This is a genomic window from Corynebacterium sp. A21 (assembly GCF_052266655.1).
GTDB lineage: Bacteria > Actinomycetota > Actinomycetes > Mycobacteriales > Mycobacteriaceae > Corynebacterium.
This window is the reverse complement of sequence record NZ_JBQPQY010000004.1, coordinates 177,562-193,264: the sequence shown is the minus strand read 5'-3', so window position 1 is coordinate 193,264 and position 15,703 is coordinate 177,562. Positions and strand designations below refer to the sequence as shown.

At 55.8% G+C, this 15,703-nt stretch carries 12 protein-coding genes and 1 pseudogene; 5 read left to right on the top strand and 8 right to left on the bottom strand.

From position 1 onward, the window contains the following. Positions 1 to 75: 75 nt before the first annotated feature. Positions 76 to 984 (top strand): helix-turn-helix domain-containing protein, encoded by a 909-nt coding sequence (locus tag ACTU46_RS08950; RefSeq protein WP_443381035.1) that lies wholly within the window; start codon positions 76 to 78, stop codon positions 982 to 984. 508 nt (positions 985 to 1,492) lie between these two features. Here the strand turns inward: ACTU46_RS08950 and ACTU46_RS08945 are convergent. Beyond that, the gene (locus ACTU46_RS08945) at positions 1,493 to 1,831 is read right to left on the bottom strand and encodes a thiamine pyrophosphate-dependent enzyme (protein ID WP_443381278.1); all 339 of its coding nucleotides are present in this window, start codon (positions 1,829 to 1,831) and stop codon (positions 1,493 to 1,495) included. 294 nt (positions 1,832 to 2,125) lie between these two features. Here ACTU46_RS08945 and ACTU46_RS08940 point away from each other — a divergent pair, with 294 nt between their 5' ends. After that, a complete protein-coding gene (locus ACTU46_RS08940; RefSeq protein ID WP_443381033.1) occupies positions 2,126 to 3,058 on the top strand; it encodes a recombinase family protein in 933 nt (310 codons plus the stop codon). A gap of 121 nt (positions 3,059 to 3,179) precedes the next feature. Here the strand turns inward: ACTU46_RS08940 and ACTU46_RS08935 are convergent, their stop codons facing one another. Continuing rightward, positions 3,180 to 4,565 carry an ApeA N-terminal domain 1-containing protein gene (locus ACTU46_RS08935; RefSeq protein WP_443381030.1) on the bottom strand — a complete coding sequence of 462 codons (1,386 nt, stop codon included), beginning with the start codon at positions 4,563 to 4,565 and terminating at the stop codon, positions 3,180 to 3,182. Between the two features lie 212 nt (positions 4,566 to 4,777). Here ACTU46_RS08935 and ACTU46_RS08930 point away from each other — a divergent pair, with 212 nt between their 5' ends. Further along, the gene (locus tag ACTU46_RS08930) at positions 4,778 to 4,945 is read left to right on the top strand and encodes a hypothetical protein (RefSeq protein WP_443381028.1); all 168 of its coding nucleotides are present in this window, start codon (positions 4,778 to 4,780) and stop codon (positions 4,943 to 4,945) included. On the opposite strand, the pseudogene ACTU46_RS08925 reads toward ACTU46_RS08930, so the two are convergent. The 5 genes and pseudogenes from ACTU46_RS08925 to ACTU46_RS08905 all read right to left on the bottom strand — a co-directional run bounded on the left by ACTU46_RS08925 (position 4,942) and on the right by ACTU46_RS08905 (position 14,176). Continuing rightward, positions 4,942 to 6,387: pseudogene (locus ACTU46_RS08925) on the bottom strand (IS1634 family transposase). The gene ACTU46_RS08930 and the pseudogene ACTU46_RS08925 overlap by 4 nt on opposite strands. Before the next feature lie 328 nt (positions 6,388 to 6,715). After that, the gene (locus tag ACTU46_RS08920) at positions 6,716 to 7,285 is read right to left on the bottom strand and encodes a recombinase family protein (protein WP_443381026.1); all 570 of its coding nucleotides are present in this window, start codon (positions 7,283 to 7,285) and stop codon (positions 6,716 to 6,718) included. Next, on the bottom strand, positions 7,285 to 10,437 hold the full coding sequence (locus ACTU46_RS08915; protein ID WP_443381024.1) for a type I restriction endonuclease subunit R, EcoR124 family: 3,153 nt from the start codon (positions 10,435 to 10,437) through the stop codon (positions 7,285 to 7,287). Before ACTU46_RS08915 ends, ACTU46_RS08920 begins: the two co-directional genes overlap by 1 nt. A 12-nt stretch (positions 10,438 to 10,449) precedes the next feature. Further along, on the bottom strand, positions 10,450 to 11,613 hold the full coding sequence (locus tag ACTU46_RS08910; protein ID WP_443381021.1) for a restriction endonuclease subunit S: 1,164 nt from the start codon (positions 11,611 to 11,613) through the stop codon (positions 10,450 to 10,452). Continuing rightward, positions 11,606 to 14,176, bottom strand: a complete 2,571-nt coding sequence (locus ACTU46_RS08905) for a type I restriction-modification system subunit M (protein WP_443381018.1) — start codon at positions 14,174 to 14,176, stop codon at positions 11,606 to 11,608. Before ACTU46_RS08905 ends, ACTU46_RS08910 begins: the two co-directional genes overlap by 8 nt. Positions 14,177 to 14,448: 272 nt before the next feature. Between ACTU46_RS08905 and ACTU46_RS08900 the strand changes: the two genes are divergently transcribed. Together ACTU46_RS08900 and ACTU46_RS08895 are read left to right on the top strand one after the other, a co-directional pair. Continuing rightward, positions 14,449 to 14,553, top strand: coding sequence for a nucleotide-binding protein (locus ACTU46_RS08900; RefSeq protein ID WP_443381016.1), 105 nt, complete (start codon positions 14,449 to 14,451; stop codon positions 14,551 to 14,553). 227 nt (positions 14,554 to 14,780) lie between these two features. Further along, positions 14,781 to 15,119, top strand: coding sequence for a hypothetical protein (locus tag ACTU46_RS08895; RefSeq protein ID WP_443381015.1), 339 nt, complete (start codon positions 14,781 to 14,783; stop codon positions 15,117 to 15,119). Positions 15,120 to 15,213: 94 nt separating this feature from the next. Here ACTU46_RS08895 and ACTU46_RS08890 read toward each other — a convergent pair whose 3' ends face one another. Continuing rightward, a complete protein-coding gene (locus tag ACTU46_RS08890) occupies positions 15,214 to 15,456 on the bottom strand; it encodes a hypothetical protein (protein ID WP_443381013.1) in 243 nt (80 codons plus the stop codon). Between the last annotated feature and the right edge of the window lie 247 nt (positions 15,457 to 15,703).

Below are 15,703 nucleotides of genomic sequence, written 5' to 3'. Positions count from 1 at the left end.
TAGTGTCACGTCATAGTTGACTGATAGTGCCCGAGTTTTTGACGATCTGTGCCACACGAGAAGAGGTTGCAAGTAATGGCTGTCTCCCCGCCCTTTGCTTGGACACACCAGATGCGAGAGTCGTTCGGCCTGGAACTGCAGGGGAAACCGGACCAGGCACGCGGTGACGTGCGGAAAAAATCCCTGGGGAGCGTGTCTGCTTTCAAAATCAGCGGTAACCCTCAGTCGCTGCAGCGCACCTCCGGTGCCATCACGAACGCGGAAAACACACCATTGAAAGTGTGTGCCATCCGTTCTGGAACCATGGTCTTGATGCGCGGCGGCGAAGCCGACCTTCGCTTCCAGGCCGGTAGCATCGCGTTCTATGACACAGGACGCCCCTACCGGTTGAGATTTGAGGGGCAGTGGGACTGCACCGTCATGACGGTGGCACGCGAGGAGCTGACTGTGCCGGACAGAACACTTCGGAACGCCCTACGGCAGAAATTCTCCGACCCTGGCCCGGGCACGGTACTGACCCAGCTTCTCGATTTATCCATCCGAGAAGAGATGACCCGCGGCGGTTCCTCGGTGTTTCTGGGAAACGCGGCAATCGACCTGCTATCAGGACTGGCGTACGAAAAGGACACTCCTCATGTCCCAGAGGAAGCGCTCCGGGTAGCAATTCGCAGTTACATTCAAGACCATCTCGGCAATCCCGATCTCGACGTTGCCTGGGTGGCAGGCGTACATCGCATCTCGATTCGCACACTGCACCGAATCTTCCAGGACGAAGACTGGGGCGTGGCCGAAATGATCCGAAACTTACGGCTGGACGCGGTGAAAGGAGATCTTCTTAATCCCCGGCTACACAACCAGAGCATCATGACTGTTGGGGCACGGTGGGGTTTCCAAGATCAGTCCCATTTGACCAGGTTGTTTCGTACCCGGTTCGGAATCACTCCCGCAGCTTTTCGGCAGGAGCACACGGAAACCAGTTTTTAATCGTCTGAGCATATCCGCTGGCTCATCCACCATGTGAAAGCGTCTAATGTGCGGTAAGGCGCTTATACCTCAGGAGCCTTCACGGGACGTCGCACCCAGCCCCACGATGAGTTCGCCGCAGAGGAATGAACGATAATCAGATCGCTGTGCCCATCGATGGCACAGATGACTACACTGCTCACTGCCTATTCTGGACTCTCGGAGCACAGAGTTTTCGGTTCCCATACCACCACCGTGAGCGGTGATGGATAGCCCGTGGATCAGCGGCCGCGATCATTCCGGGACAGCTGATCAGGTTCATCACCAGCACCGCGGCATGGACCCAAGCCTAATTCATACCGAACTTCTCGTGCGGGAGTTTTCCCAGGCCACAGCCTTTAAGTCCCGGATTCGTTGCTCGCACCGGCCCCTCGCCCGATGGAGTTCAGCCAACCGTTGGGCATGTCCCTAACTGTTAGGGACGTGCGTTTAGTAGCAGGGGACACCCCCTGGCCCAATCTTTGGTGTGTTAAACAGTCACCACTTGCGCATCAATGAGTATCGGACCGGTTGCGGACATTGCCTCGCGGTAGGCTTCCTCGAATTCCTCGCGGTTCCCGGTGCGTCGCGCGGGGACACCATAGCCTTGTGCGAGGGAGACGAAGTCAATGTTTCCGAGTGTGAGACCAGGAACATCCGGGACACCCTTGCGCTCAGCGAAACCGGCGAGTGCGCCATAACCAGAGTTGTTGACGATGATGAAAATCGTGCGGGTCTGACGCTGTGCAGCGGGATACAGGGCAGTGATGCCGTAATTCGCGGAACCGTCGCCGATGGTGGCCACGATGGTCTTGTTCGGACCTCCTATTACCGCTCTCGCTTATCCCAGTATGGGTACTGCTGCAAACCCCGAGTGGCGAGAACACCGCCGCAAGGCGGCTCCACTCAATTCCTCCCCTCATCGAAATGTCCTCTGTTCAACACAGGGGCAACTGATCCCCAGGGGTCCGCTCCATTCAGAAAGCGCTTCTCTAGGGTATACCCGTTCACGCCAGTGAAATCCACTGAGAACAGCCCGTGAACTGGGTTGATTCACCTTAGATTCACTAACATAATGAAGTAGTGTTTAGAACCACTTCACGGTTTAGGGGGATGAACACGGATGGAACATGGTCAGATTTTGGGATATGCCCGAGTGAGCGCCATCGATCAGAACACCGACAGGCAGGCCGATGCGATCAAGGAATTTAGCGACCGCGAATGCGGCCGCTTGGATCGGCTCTATATCGATAAAGCCTCGGGCAAAAATCTCAAACGCCCTGAATTTTCCAAGCTGGACAGCTTTGCCCGCGCTGGCGATGTGATTATCATCCACTCCCCTGACCGCCTGGCGAGGTCACTGAAAGACCTGATCAATCAGTTGGACATCTGGCGAGAGCGCGGGGTTGAGGTGCGGTTCATTACCCAACTAACGTTCGATCAACGTGATGCCACCGGAACGATGGTGTTACAGATCTTGGGTGCCGTCGCAGAGTTTGAACGGACACTCACCGCTGAACGCCGGGACGAGGGCATCGCTTCGGCAGAGAAGCGAGGTGCCTACAAGCTGACGCGGAAAATTACACCAGAACAAGCCGCCGAGATCAGGATCAAAAGGGCAAACGGTGTAGGGTGTCTTCGACTGGCGGCGGACTACCAGGTCTCGGACTCAACGATCTACAACGTCGTCACGTTCCGCGGCCTCTACGGAACTCCGGAGTACCGGGCGCACTATGGCCTCGCGGGCATCGATGAAGATCGGTGGCTAATAGTCAGCATGAACCTCAATGCCGCTGGATGCCGAGGGCACTCATCAGATTCGGTGTATGTGAACGCTGTTGATAAGTATGCGGCAGCAAGAGACGGACGCAATCCTTTGGAGGAAGACGAAAATGGAAATGTTCCAGTTGTTTCAATCCTCTGCCACGACCTCACTATCCAAGACATCTTCGACAACGTCGTAGATGCCGAGATCAGCTTTCGGTTCAAAGGGATCAGCGAAAAGAACCTGAGATTATCAGGATTTGCCGACCGCCCGAATCAGATGGATAGCTAACCGGATCAAATTGCTGGTACAAAGGGCAGGTCAAGCATCTGGAGTGTTCTATGACCACTAGAATCTAGTCCGGGCAAACCCGAACTACATAGGTGGATCCAGGTTAAACAGCGCTGAATGGTTAAGTCGGGAAGGTCTCCTTGGCCACCTGAATGGAATGAGAGGCTCGTCTATTTGAAAGTAGGGAGTCCGCAAGCTTGTCAGGATCTACCCCCAATTTCAAGACGGTCCAACAAACTAAGACAGACTCGGTCACCTTGGCCACTCCGTAGAGCATTTCTGGGCCAACGTCAGCTTCTCCTGAATGACTGATTCCATTGCGTGCATCTTTAGCTTCTCGGACAAAGAATGTGGGGTTTGAGGTGATCAGTTGCCTGATGTTCTCCGGCAACTCCATCACCAACCCCCATAGCCGGTCTGCGAGCGTGATTTTTTTTAAGTCTTTCCTATTGGGTATCACCTCGTGGTTCTTGTCCACTAACTGATACTTTTTACTTAGGGCTTCCGCGGCGCTAACGAGGGCCGTAACTTGGCTCTCCAAGAAGTGGGAACCATTGTATCGAAAACCGAAAAGCACATTGAAAACAGATCCGACTTCTTTACGAAGCCGCACCCAGGTAGAAACCGCAACCTCGAAGTTGATATCACTGAAATCGAAAAGAAAAGTAGAACCGTGATCTCTCTTGGCATCAGGGTCAGCAGTACCTCTAGTTCGAAAAAACAGCGGGAATCCAGTGGATTGTTCCTGTGTCTCATCATAGGCCCGCGCGCTTAAAATACCCGGGTCTGAATTGGTAGCCAAGGCAATGAATTCCTGAAATAGCTTGACGGTGGACCTGCTTTTCTGCAGGTCAACAGGACCGGTAAAATCTACTCTGATAGAAGTACTAAGAGTCGAGGTAAACTGCACCCCTCCTTTGAGCCGAACGGGATACGGTTCGTTAGCTCCTGCTGTAAGCGTGACCGTGCCGAACTCGGTGGCGCAGATTCTTGTTTTAGCCGGAAGAATCCTCAAAATCGTGCCCTCACGTGCCCGTTCTTCTGGGTCTACTTTAGTTTCCAGCTGAACCCCGGATGCGCCGAACCATGGTGTTAGATCTTCAAATGACGTGTAGAGGGTGGTGAAGGCATCTTCTCGATCCGAGGAGATGAATTTACCGACGACGATTTGCTGGATCGTGAATAGTTGCTCGTCGGCCCCTTCCGTAAATGAGAATAGATTTGAGTGTTCTCGCTTAATCTGACACCCGAGCAAGGTCACCGAGCGGTTTTCGATCACCCCGTGTATCACGTCCCAATTGCCGTCCTGCATTGCGTCCATGGATATTCCTGGTCCATGTGGCACACGCTTACCTCGGGGAAATCCCGGCCCGATTTGAAGTTGGCTGAAGTCTGCGGGGGAATACGTCAGCGGACCGGATTTTTTGTTATCAATGTTGTCAGGGAGCCACCATTGGCCCCACCATTTATGTTCACTGAATAAGTATTGAGTAGAAGCGAAGCTCATGATTACAAGATTACGGGCGTCGGAGAGGAATTGTTTCCCAAGACCTGTCCTGCAAAGTAAATACTTGAGTAATCGTAGTCTCCGGTGACCCCGAAGTCCCTGTGGTGACCGAACCGTTGATGGTTACCCGTTCTGATCCGCTGTATGTGCCATTTGTGGCACAGACTTTTCCGGTGCTGTCCCATCCGGTCGCGAATTAGCTCGCTGACAAGGTGCGTGCCATGTATGAGGTCTACGGGGCACGTGCATCCATCCGGTACCGCGATCTCTATGACATCGACCTGATCGCCCTGGAGCTTGAGGTCGACGCCGAGAAATTATTCACCGCGCTGCAGAAACAGCAACAGATCCGCAATGTAGCCCGACTTGGCTCAATTTAGTGCACACCCCGACCAGGCAACATTAGATTCTTGATCAAAACAGCGACATCCTCCGGGAACGGTGATGCCGCGTGCACCGTGTGCCCGGCAACCTGGACTTCAAAGGTTCGGTATTTCTTCAACGTCCGCACCAGACGTTTGAGTGACAATCCGGACTTCTGCTCCAAAAAGTGGCCCACCGCCATCGCCGCCATCACCACCGCCAGGTGCGCATCAATCGAGTCGCGCTTCCTGTGATAGATCGGCCAGGCCTTGAGATCCGATTTCGACATCCGGAATGATTTCCCAATCTTGAGCAACTGCCGATAAGCATGAATCACCTGTACCGGGGGCAATTCAACCCGGTTCGTCTCATACCCCTTGATCCCGGCCAACACTTTATTGTGCTCGACTAATTCCCAGTTGACCTGCTTGCCCTCGGCGGTCATCTTCTGTAAACCGATTGCGTTTAACCGGAATCTTGCCCGCCACGGCTTTCTCGGCTTTGCCGACCTGTTCCTCAATCCCGCGAAGCGTGCGACGAACCCGATCCCAGGAATACTGCTAATAAATCACGTTGTACGGCACACCGTCGGAGCCCCGCCCTCGACGATCTGCCTCCACCCAGATCTAACCATCGGCATAGTTTTGACCCGGGTGATCGCTACGCCACTTGCCGATCTTGTAAGGCACATCCCTCAACCGGGTGCCGATGATATAACCCAGACCAGCATCAACAATCGCCTTTTTGTTGCCCTGAAGAAAACATGCCAGCATCCGCGACAATCGTGACATCGCCCAAGGTCATAGGCCTCCTGGAACCGGCGAATCATCGGCAGCATCGTCCGGGTTTCGGCCATGTTCCCCTCGAACGCACCGACCGACAACGGGAACCCAGTGGCATCAGCTAAAAGACCAACGATGATCTGTGGCTCCAGGCGTCGTTCCTTGGAGAACCCGGGCTTACGGAACTCGTCAGCCTCGTCGGTCTCGAAGTACAAGGTCGTGACATCGTAGAGCACCAATACCCCGGGGCCGATCCCGGAATGGACAGCACACGCCTTGGTCAGCTCATCCCGGAACTCGGTGGCGGCATAGGTCGGGAGGGGCCGTTTGATGGTGGAGTAGCTGGCTGATGCTAGCCCGATTTCCGCGAGGGTTTCGATGGAACCGAGTTGTGATCCCGGGTGGACGATCCTCGCGATGACCAGGTCTTTGAAGACTCGATCGACTGCGGTGGCTTGGTTGAAACCCAGCTCGGCGTAGGCACCATGGATCGCATCGATGAGGTGGCCGGCTTTCTCACTGGTGACCAGGACCGGGGAGGACTTCGCCCCGCTGCCGGCAGGGATGATGTCGATCCCTAGATCCAAGGTGTGTTGGTCACCGTCGATCAGCTGTTGTGCCTGCAGCTTCAGGGCTACAAGGTCGTCCTGATTATGTGCAGATCCGAGGTGTTCCATGCTTTTGGCACCGCGTTTGTTCGAGTACACGACCTAGACTGCGGTGGCCCCGGAGGCGGTTTTCACGATCCGGATGTACGGGCTCATAAAAGATCAATCTACCGATTGACCCCAGCTCACACCCCCTTGAGTCGCACAAAAAATAGCACCTGGAGGACTGAAGTAGCTGTTCTACGTGTCAATAGGAAATATGTCACTCTCATTTGAGCCAACTCGGGTTAGGGGCCCCGTTGGTTAATGCACGGCCGGCTCGGGCGGAGTGCGCGGAAATGATAGTAACGGATAATGCGGGACACCGCTGGGGTGGTTGCTGCGCCATGAAACGCGATTACTCTGCGTCCACTCGTTTAAGGGCACGATAGATCGTTTGCCGCGAGACCTCGAAGCTGCGGGCAACTGCCGCGATAGATTCCCCACCAGCTACCAGTGTCTTCGCCTGTCTCGCCTGTTCGTCTGAAATCTTAGGCTTAGGTCCCGCTATTCGACCCTGTGCCCTGGCGTGGGCAACACCCTCACGGGTGCGCTGGACAAGCAGGTCGCGCTCCCATTCGGCGAGACTGGCCATGACATTGACAACCACCTTGTCGGCCGGTCGGGACGTGTCCAACGCAGGCTCTAGGACCTTGACGTTGATGCCCCGGTCTGCGAGGTCGCTGATGGTGGTGACCGTCTCGACGAGGTTTCGTCCGAGACGGTCCAGGCGGGTAACAACCAGGGTGTCGTCGGCTCGCATGTACGACAGGGCAGCATCGAGGCAGGGACGCTGCCACTTGGTGCCACTGATGGTGTCCGAGTAGATGCGGTCAGTGTCACACCCCGCGGCGACTAGCGCTTCCCTCTGGGTGTCGAGCGACTGTCCCTGCCGAGCGGTGCTCACACGGGCGTAGCCGATGTACATCAGTTCTCCTCGTCATCGATCTCATCCGCGACATGCAGGTCGGCAGGTAGTTGACCCGTGAGGATGTAGTGGCGGAGGAGGGAGTCTAGAGATCGTCGAATGATGAACTTGGGCACCGGTTTTCCACTCGCCGAGTCGTAGTAGGCCTTGGCACGAGCGAGATCGGTAGCGTCCTTGAGGTCGTCAAATCGCCCGTATTCGTTGAGCGTCTGCTCGGTGACGTGAGCATCGAGAATCCGACGCAGCCTGTCCCCGTCTACGCCTACGTATTCAGTTAAGCGGGTGATCTCGCGGTCGCGTTGTGTGAGCCTGTAGACATTGATGTAGTCCTGGACGGACTTGCCGGGCTCCAGCTCGACATCACCGGCGTGGAGGTCGTGGAGCCAGCGATTCGCATACTTCTGGTCATCACGCGACAGGCGTGCGAAGGATGCGTGAAGCTCTTCGAGAAGCTCGTTGAGTTCTTTAGCAGGCAGGCCTTCCGCGAGTGCTCGAAGGTATTTGGTGAACTTTCCGTTGAGGTAGTCCGAGTCAATGCGGTCCGTGTCGATGTGGGTGATGTGGACGTCGATATCGAACGGCACTTCCTCTTCCCCCTCGTTGCTCTCTCCGCCATCGGGTTGTCCGTCGTCAAGTTCCTTATATCGGGCAACCAGGGCGATGAACTGGGGTTCGGCGATCTCGACGATGATTGTCTGTCCATCGACGTGGTAGGTGTCGTTATCCCAGGTGAAACCCTGAACCTGGGCGGCTAGCAACTCGCGGTAGAACTCGCTGAAGATCTTGGCGAACTCCCCGCGGTCTTCCGGGGCGGTTGGCAGCGTCGAGAAGTCGGGCGAGTTAGAAAAGAGCTGCTCGATGGCCTCGAAACACTCGTTCATTTTCCGAAGGTGCTGGTCAAGATGGTCAACGAAGAGTCCGAACGGCTTGTCGCCTGAGTAGAGTTTGACGGCTCGCTCGACGTTGGTCTGCATCGTGTAGGGCCGACGGCAGTAGCGGATGGAGCCAAAAGGCTTCGTCGGACCGAAGATACGGTTGGTGCGCGAGAACGCCTGGATGATGCTCTCGTACTCGATCACCTTGTCCAGGTAGAGGGTGTTCAGCCATTTCGAGTCGAACCCGGTGAGCATCTGATCGACGACGATCAGCAGGTCGATCTGCTGGTCGTGGGTGAAGGAGCGCGTGTTGTAGGGCTTCTTGTGCGACAGTCGTGCAGAGACGTCCTTCTTGAACTCGGAGTGAGACGAGAAGGTAAACGACTGCCGGAAACGCTTGTTGTAGTCGTCGAGGATCTCGACGAGACCGTCTTCCTTGAAAAGCTGTTTATCTCCGGTGTTGTCGATGTTGGGATCGAACAGCGCTGTGACGGTGAGCTGTGGGTATTCATCGCGGAAGATGCGGTAGTACTCGATGGCCTCGGGGATGGAGCTGGTCGCCAGAATCGCGTGGAAGGCGCTGTTGCAGCTGAGATGGACCCAGTGATTCGCGATGTCGCTAGCAACGGCGCGGCGGTGGTCATCGTTGTCGTATTGCGACAAGGGCAGGTAGTCCTCGATGCCCTTCGTGCGGACATCGTTGTCGTCCCACGTTGATGCCATCGGGACTTGTCCTTTGTCCATGAACTTGGTGTACACAGCGGTCTTCTGTGGATCCGAGTAGACCTCGTCGACGTTGGTGGCGTGCGCTTCCCTCAGGGCGACGTACTCGCGGATATGGTCCGCCCGGTAGGTTTCTACCATAACCGGATCGAATCCGAGGACGTTTTTATCTCGGATACCGTCGGCAATGGAGTAACGATGCAGCTCATCGCCAAAAACGGTGGCGGTGGTGGAGTCCTTCTTCTGGTTCTCAGCATGGATGGGCGTACCAGTGAATCCGAAGAACAGGGCCTGTGGCAGTGTGCGCTTGATGGTCGACAGCATCTCGCCGAAGGTGGAGCGGTGGGCCTCATCAATAATGAAGGCGATGCGCTTGTCACGAACACGGCCCAGGTCGGCCAGTCCGGTTGATTCTGGATTGATGAGCCGCATCTTCTGGATGGACGTGACCATGAGGACGGTGTGATCGTCCTTCAGCAGCGTGAGAAGGTTGTCTGCATCAGAGGTGTCTTCCACGTTAATGCTCTCGCCGCCGTAGCTGCGGTAGTTGGCAAGCGACTGTGTGCCCAATTCAATGCGGTCGAGAAGGAATATCACCTTGTCGGCATTGCGCGAGTCTGCTATCAGCTGCGCGGTCTTGAAACTGGTGATAGTCTTGCCCGAACCTGTGGTGTGCCAGATATAGCCACCTCGCTGGTCTTTCATGCTCCAGTCGTGGGATTCCACCTTGTCGGCGATGCGTGAGGCTGCGTAGTACTGGTAGGAACGCATCACCATGAGGGTGCCAGCTGCGCGGTCAGCGACGGTGTAGAAGCCGATGAGCTGGTGCGCCATCGGAATTGACAGCAGCATCCTGATGACCCTGTTCCACTCATTGACGGGCTCGTTATTGAAGTCGGCCCAGTGGAAGTAGAAGTCAGGGTTGAAGGTGCCATGGGGGCCTGGGTTGGCGAAGTAGAGCGTCTCACCAGGTGTCATGCCCATGAAGATCTGCACCAGGGAGAACAGACCCGTGTAGACACCTTCGTGGGCGTACTTGGCGATCTGGTTGCAGGCCTGGGATACCGGCACACCGCTGCGCTTGAGTTCCAGGTGGAACAGCGGCATGCCGTTGATGAGCAGCATGAGATCACCGCGGCGTGAGGGCAGGAGATGGCTTGCCGTGGTGGCGAACTTCGGCTGGCGGGCGATCTGGTAGCGCGACTGTCCACCGGCGATCTCGCGGCGGTCGTAGATGTTGAGGCTGATCTCCTTGCCGACATTGGGTGCGCCCGGGTGATCGCGGGTAATGCCGACGGTGCGACCGTTGATGAACTCGTTGAGGCGCAGTGGTGTCTGCAGCTCGGTGATCTGCTCGGTGATCTGGGCCATCTCGGTATCGGTGAGCGGGAGATCGCCCAGCCGGTCACGGGAGCGGTTGTTCTCAAAGAGGATCTTCGCCCAGTTGGCTATGAGATCTTGCTCAGTGGGGTTGTCCAGTACTTCTTCCCACCCGTGACGGCTGAGTAGATCAACTACAGCATCTTCAAACTCACGTTCGTCTGTGAATGTCATGGTGTCCAGTCCTTACACGAACATCTTCTGCAACAGCGCAGTCTTGGTCTGGGTGAGCTTGTCGATGTACTGGGCTTCGGCACTGATGAGCGAGTCAAGCTTGCTGAATACAGCACCGATGGCTTGCTGTTCTTCGAGGGTGGGTGGAATCGGGACCTCAACCTCATTCAGCACTTCGCGCGTTAGTTGCGGCTGAGCTCCACCAGTAACGAATTTCTTGAGAGACATCGCGCACAGGTCAGCATAAAGAAAGCGTTTGTCTATATTTGTAGAATCCACGTTGACAACCATAGAATTACCGGTAATCCACGCTGGTCCAGGAACATAACTGGGTGTCCCGGTCTTCTCGCCTCTCGCTGAAATTGTGACCTGATCATTTTGGTGATTCGCAGAATGATAGAACCCAATGAAGCCATTGGCTCCAAAAACAGGAATGCCGCTCGGCTGAAGCTCTCCACCAGAAATTGTTTGGGGTTGGTACATGTGAGCTATTGAGCCTAGCTTTACCATTGCCCACTCCCCCTCGAAACCATCGAGATGAAGATCAGGCTCCGTCTGGCCGTCCTGTGGGAACATACGCTGAAGGAGTGAGGTCTTGGTCTGCTTGAGCAGGTCCAGCTTCTTTTTATGGCTGGCTATGGTTGTGTCGATGCGGCGGAAGAAATTGCCGGTGGCCTGTTGTTCAGGAAGCGAAGGACGCTTAACCAGAACGGTTCCATATTCTTCGAATGAAATGTTAAGCAGGCCATCCATTCGAGCACCGGACGAAACCAATCGACCGAGCTGAACCTCCATAGACTTATCATTTAATTGATATTCCATAAAGGTTGGATCGTCATTTGGAACAGTGAAGCAATGATAAACAAATGGGACAAGTGCAACAGGTTCCTGCAGAGCAAAGCAGGAACCAAATCTACGGAGTTTTGAAGCTCCGTGATTATAGGCAAGTTCGCCTTCTCTCAGCTCAATGTATTTTTGGCGACTCTTTCCGGCGTTATCAAACCCATAGCGCGAGGATTGTTCGACGAAACCGTCGCGAGCTGTAATCATCGTCACAGGTGCGGATGATCCAGGATCGATCCGCTTAACTTCGCGTGTGATCGTACTCAGTCGCACCTGGTCCCATTCACCTTCGAACCCATCCATGCGCAGCTCAGGCACGTTCTGCTTACTCATCACTGCCTCCCAGAAGTTGCTGGAGCATTGTCACTGCTTGCATGTCAGCCTCTGACCCAGTCAGCGAACCAATGAGTTCACCCAATTCACGCTCATTGTCGTGAATAGTGGTGTCTAACTCTGCCAATGACACTGCGTACTTGTTATGCAGCGCTTCCACGCGAGTAGCTAGACGAGTCAACGCCAGCGTAGGCATGGTGGCAAGGTCATCAACGAGAGCAGTGATCCATTTATGTGTCAACACCTCGTCGATCTGCTCGTCGGTTAGTCCATTGATGGTGGCGATCGTCTTCTTTTCGAGTTGAGCTTTCGCCTCCTTCAACGCCTTCTTCACGTTGGTTTGATCGGCAAGCAGCTGCTTCGCTCGAAGCTGGATCTCCTCGATGCTGCCTTCGGGCCAGGTCGCACCCTTGGGCAGGAGCTTGACTAGCGCGTTTAGCTCAGTCTTCTTGAACGCATCCTGCTTCTCGTTGAGCACACCATCAAGGTCGAGCTTGTCCTCCTCGGTCAGTGACTCGATCATCTCCGTCAGCTCAGTGGCGATGTCGGCCTCTTGCTGCGCCACATCGGCCACGTCGGCAGCAAGTTCTGGCAGATAGAGAGACTCTATGAGTGCAAATGGTGCAACGCGGCCCTCCGAGCCGACCTGGACGTAGACCTTCTTCTGGCCCCTGGTCTTCCACTCCATCACCGGGTCAACACGGCGCACGGCCTCCATGCCCTCGGTCTGGATGATCTCAAGGTCGTTGGTCGTGGTGGTCCAGCGCTCGTGCAAGAGTTGGTAGCCCTCGTAAGGATCCACGAGAGGCACGGGTGTGAGGCGTGAGAATAGATCGGTCCTGAGAGCGTCCTCGGTGGTAGTCACCGTCACTGTGGCCGCACCCTCGATGAGCAGCGTATGGAGCTTCTCGGGGAGTCCATCGAGAGTCTCGTTCATCTTCTCGGTGAGTGCCGCAGCAGCACTGTGGTTCACAATGACATCGCGGATGTTCAGGTCTCGCAGTTGGGCGTAGCCCTGCGCGTTCTCATCGAAGAGCGCTTCACGCAGACCCGGTAGAGCACCCCAATACTCAGCAAGCTCATCGAGTTCACTCGCAGGGATGCCTCCGTGCATAGCGGCGAAGAGGTCAACCGGCTCGGGTGGCAGGGTGGCGCTGACATAACGCGGAATGTTGAGGTTGTAGTCGTTGTCACGGATCTCGTCACGGGAGACCACCCGGGAGAAGTGCTCGACGTCCCCACGCTCTAGCACGGTGTCGACAACGCGCTGGATGTCACGGGCACGGAGGTGGTTGAACTTGCCGGCCTTCTCAAAGCCCTGGGATGCGTCGACGAAGAGGATGTCTTCACGGTCACGGCGCTGCTTGAGGACCATGATGATGGTCGAAATGCCGGTGCCGTAGAAGATGTTGGAGGGCAGGCTGATGATGGTGTCGATGTGGTTGTGCTCGATGAGGCTGCGCCGGATATCAGCCTCGGATCCGCCGCGGAACAGGACACCGTGGGGCAGGACGATGGTGAGGATACCGTCAGGCTTGACATGGAAGAGCTCATGCAGCAAGAAGGCGTAGTCGGCCTTGGTCTTAGGAGCTAGCCCGAAGCGTGCGAATCGCGGGTCAGTGTCGTTGCCGTCCGGCTCCCAGCTCTGTGAGTAGGGAGGGTTGGAGACCACAGCATCGACGTACAGCGGATCGTACGTGCTCTCTGGGTCGCTCTCGTCGAACATGGGCCAGTCGTGCGCAAGGCTGTCAGCACAACGGGTGAGGATATTGTCGGCCTTCACGCCACGCATCACAAGGTTCATGCGCGTGAGGTTGTAGGTGTTCTCCTTGAGCTCCTGCGCGAAGTACTTGATACGGTCCGGGTCGCCCATGTGCTTGGCGACTGCCTGGCCGATGTTAAGCAGCAGTGAGCCTGACCCGGAGGTGGGGTCGTAGATCTGGATCTCCGAGCGCCCCTTGAGGTGGTCAGCGATGATGCGGCTCATAAGTAGGGAGACTTCGTGGGGAGTGTAGAACTCGCCCGCCTTCTTGCCGGCGTTGGCGGCGAACTTCTCGATCAGGTACTCGTAGATGAAACCGAGGATGTCGTAGCCCTGCTTGCCGTCGGTGGGGATGTCGGTGATCAGGTCCAGCAGCTTGCGGATGGCGTTGGTCTGGGTTGTGGCGTTGTCGCCCAGTTTGGACAGTCCCGTCTCAAGAGTCTTGAAGATACCGTCGAAGACGTGCTTGCGGGTCGGGTGGACGAGGCGGGCGAAGGCGGCCAGGCCGTCTCGGACGTTGGCAACGTTGAAGTCTTGCCCCTTGTCACGCCAGGTGGAGTAGAGGTTGTCGTACGCGATGAAGTAGCCCAGGTTGTTGCGGACGAAGTCGACGGTCTCACGATCGTCTTCGACGAGAAGCTCCTCCAGTTCATTCGACTCCGCACCGTTGGTGAACATCAGCTGCTCTACCTGATCAGAGAGGAACTTATAGAAGATGAAGCCCAGAATGTAGTCTTTGTACTCGTTGGCTTCAATCTTTGAACGCATGGTGTTGGCTGATTCCCAAATGCGATTCGCCACTTGCTACTTATCCACGTATGCCTACCTGTTCCTAAATCGGTCGATCTCGGACACGGTGCGACCGGGGGTCAGCGAGACGCTGGAAGTCGCAGTCGGGGTGTCCGAGATCCCTGTCCATTACGACTAATGTACCACAATTGTGACATTAGGGATTACGGACACTTTTGTCCGCAACCGCGGACGCGAGCAGTGGCCTGGTTCGCCCCCGCTCGGGCCAAATGTCACTAAAATCGAGGGTCACACACTGAAAATTCACCCCACAGAAGGCAAACATGATTCTAACCGTAGCCAATTTCAAAGGCGGTTCCGGCAGGACTACCACATCACCGATGCTGGCGCAGGTGGCCAGTGAGCACGGAACAAGGGTCCGGGTGTAGATGCCGACCCCCTAGGCAGTGCCGCGACAGCGGCCAACTATGCAGTCGCGGAGGGTGACCCGCTCCCGTTCCCTGTAGACTCCATTCTGATCTACGAGAACCACGCTAAGAAGTGCGCACTAATCGATCGAATTCTGGATTCCTCTAGCGACTACGATTTGACGGTTATTGACACATCGTCATACAGCCCCGCTACCACTCGAAGTCTCTCTACGGTCTCAGATTTCGTGGTTGCACCAGCATTCCCAAGCGGTCCAGATCTCATCCCTACGCTGGCCACCGTGGAATCAGTGGTGGGGCCCTATGCAGTACTACTCAATCGCATAGGACGGGCGATTACACTCGAAGCTGAATTTCTCTTCCACCTCAAGGAAAAGAACGCCAATATCTTCGATACGGCAATCCCGGACGTAGAAACATTCAGGAAAGCATTCGAGGGGCGCATGAAAGGCAATTTTCACGGGTATGAACTGGTCTTCGAAGAAATTCAGGAAATGTTCCGAAGTAGGATCGACGTGGCGTGGGGAACGACTCACAAGCCTAAAAGCACCACGGTCCCAAGCTAATGATCTTGCCAAATAGTGCCGCTCCGAATGCGCACCGCCGTACCGTATTGATTATCGACATGGTTCTGGAACGAAGGCATCAACCTGCTGCAAGCTAGATCAGACCGAGCATACGAAGACCCGCCTGCTCGGCCTCCAGCGTCTCTGAAGCGACTGCCCCCACCAGATCCCCTAGTGCCTGCTGCTGGTCAGCATCCAGGGCATCAAGGTCCGCTGCCAGCGCCTGTACGACCCGCACCAGCGCGACCTCACTGCCAGAAAGCGTGCCATCCTCCGAGTCCCACTTGAGTGCCGGTGCCAGGAGCGGATTGTCGTTAATGCGTTGGCGAACGTCCATGATTAGTGCCTTTCAAGAAGTCGGTCTGCTGGCGGGGTGTGCTTCGGGGTGATGTTGTCTCGCCAATTTAGTTAGCGTTGCAGCAGTTCAGGGGACCCCGAGCCCTACCTATGAGACACCTCTGCTATCAACTATCACCCAGCGAAAGTAATGATCGTTACTACGCAAAGGATTCAGAGTGAGGACGCACCCAGGACAAGACTCGGCCCAATTTAGCCCAGTGCTTTCACAGAAACTCCACGTTTCC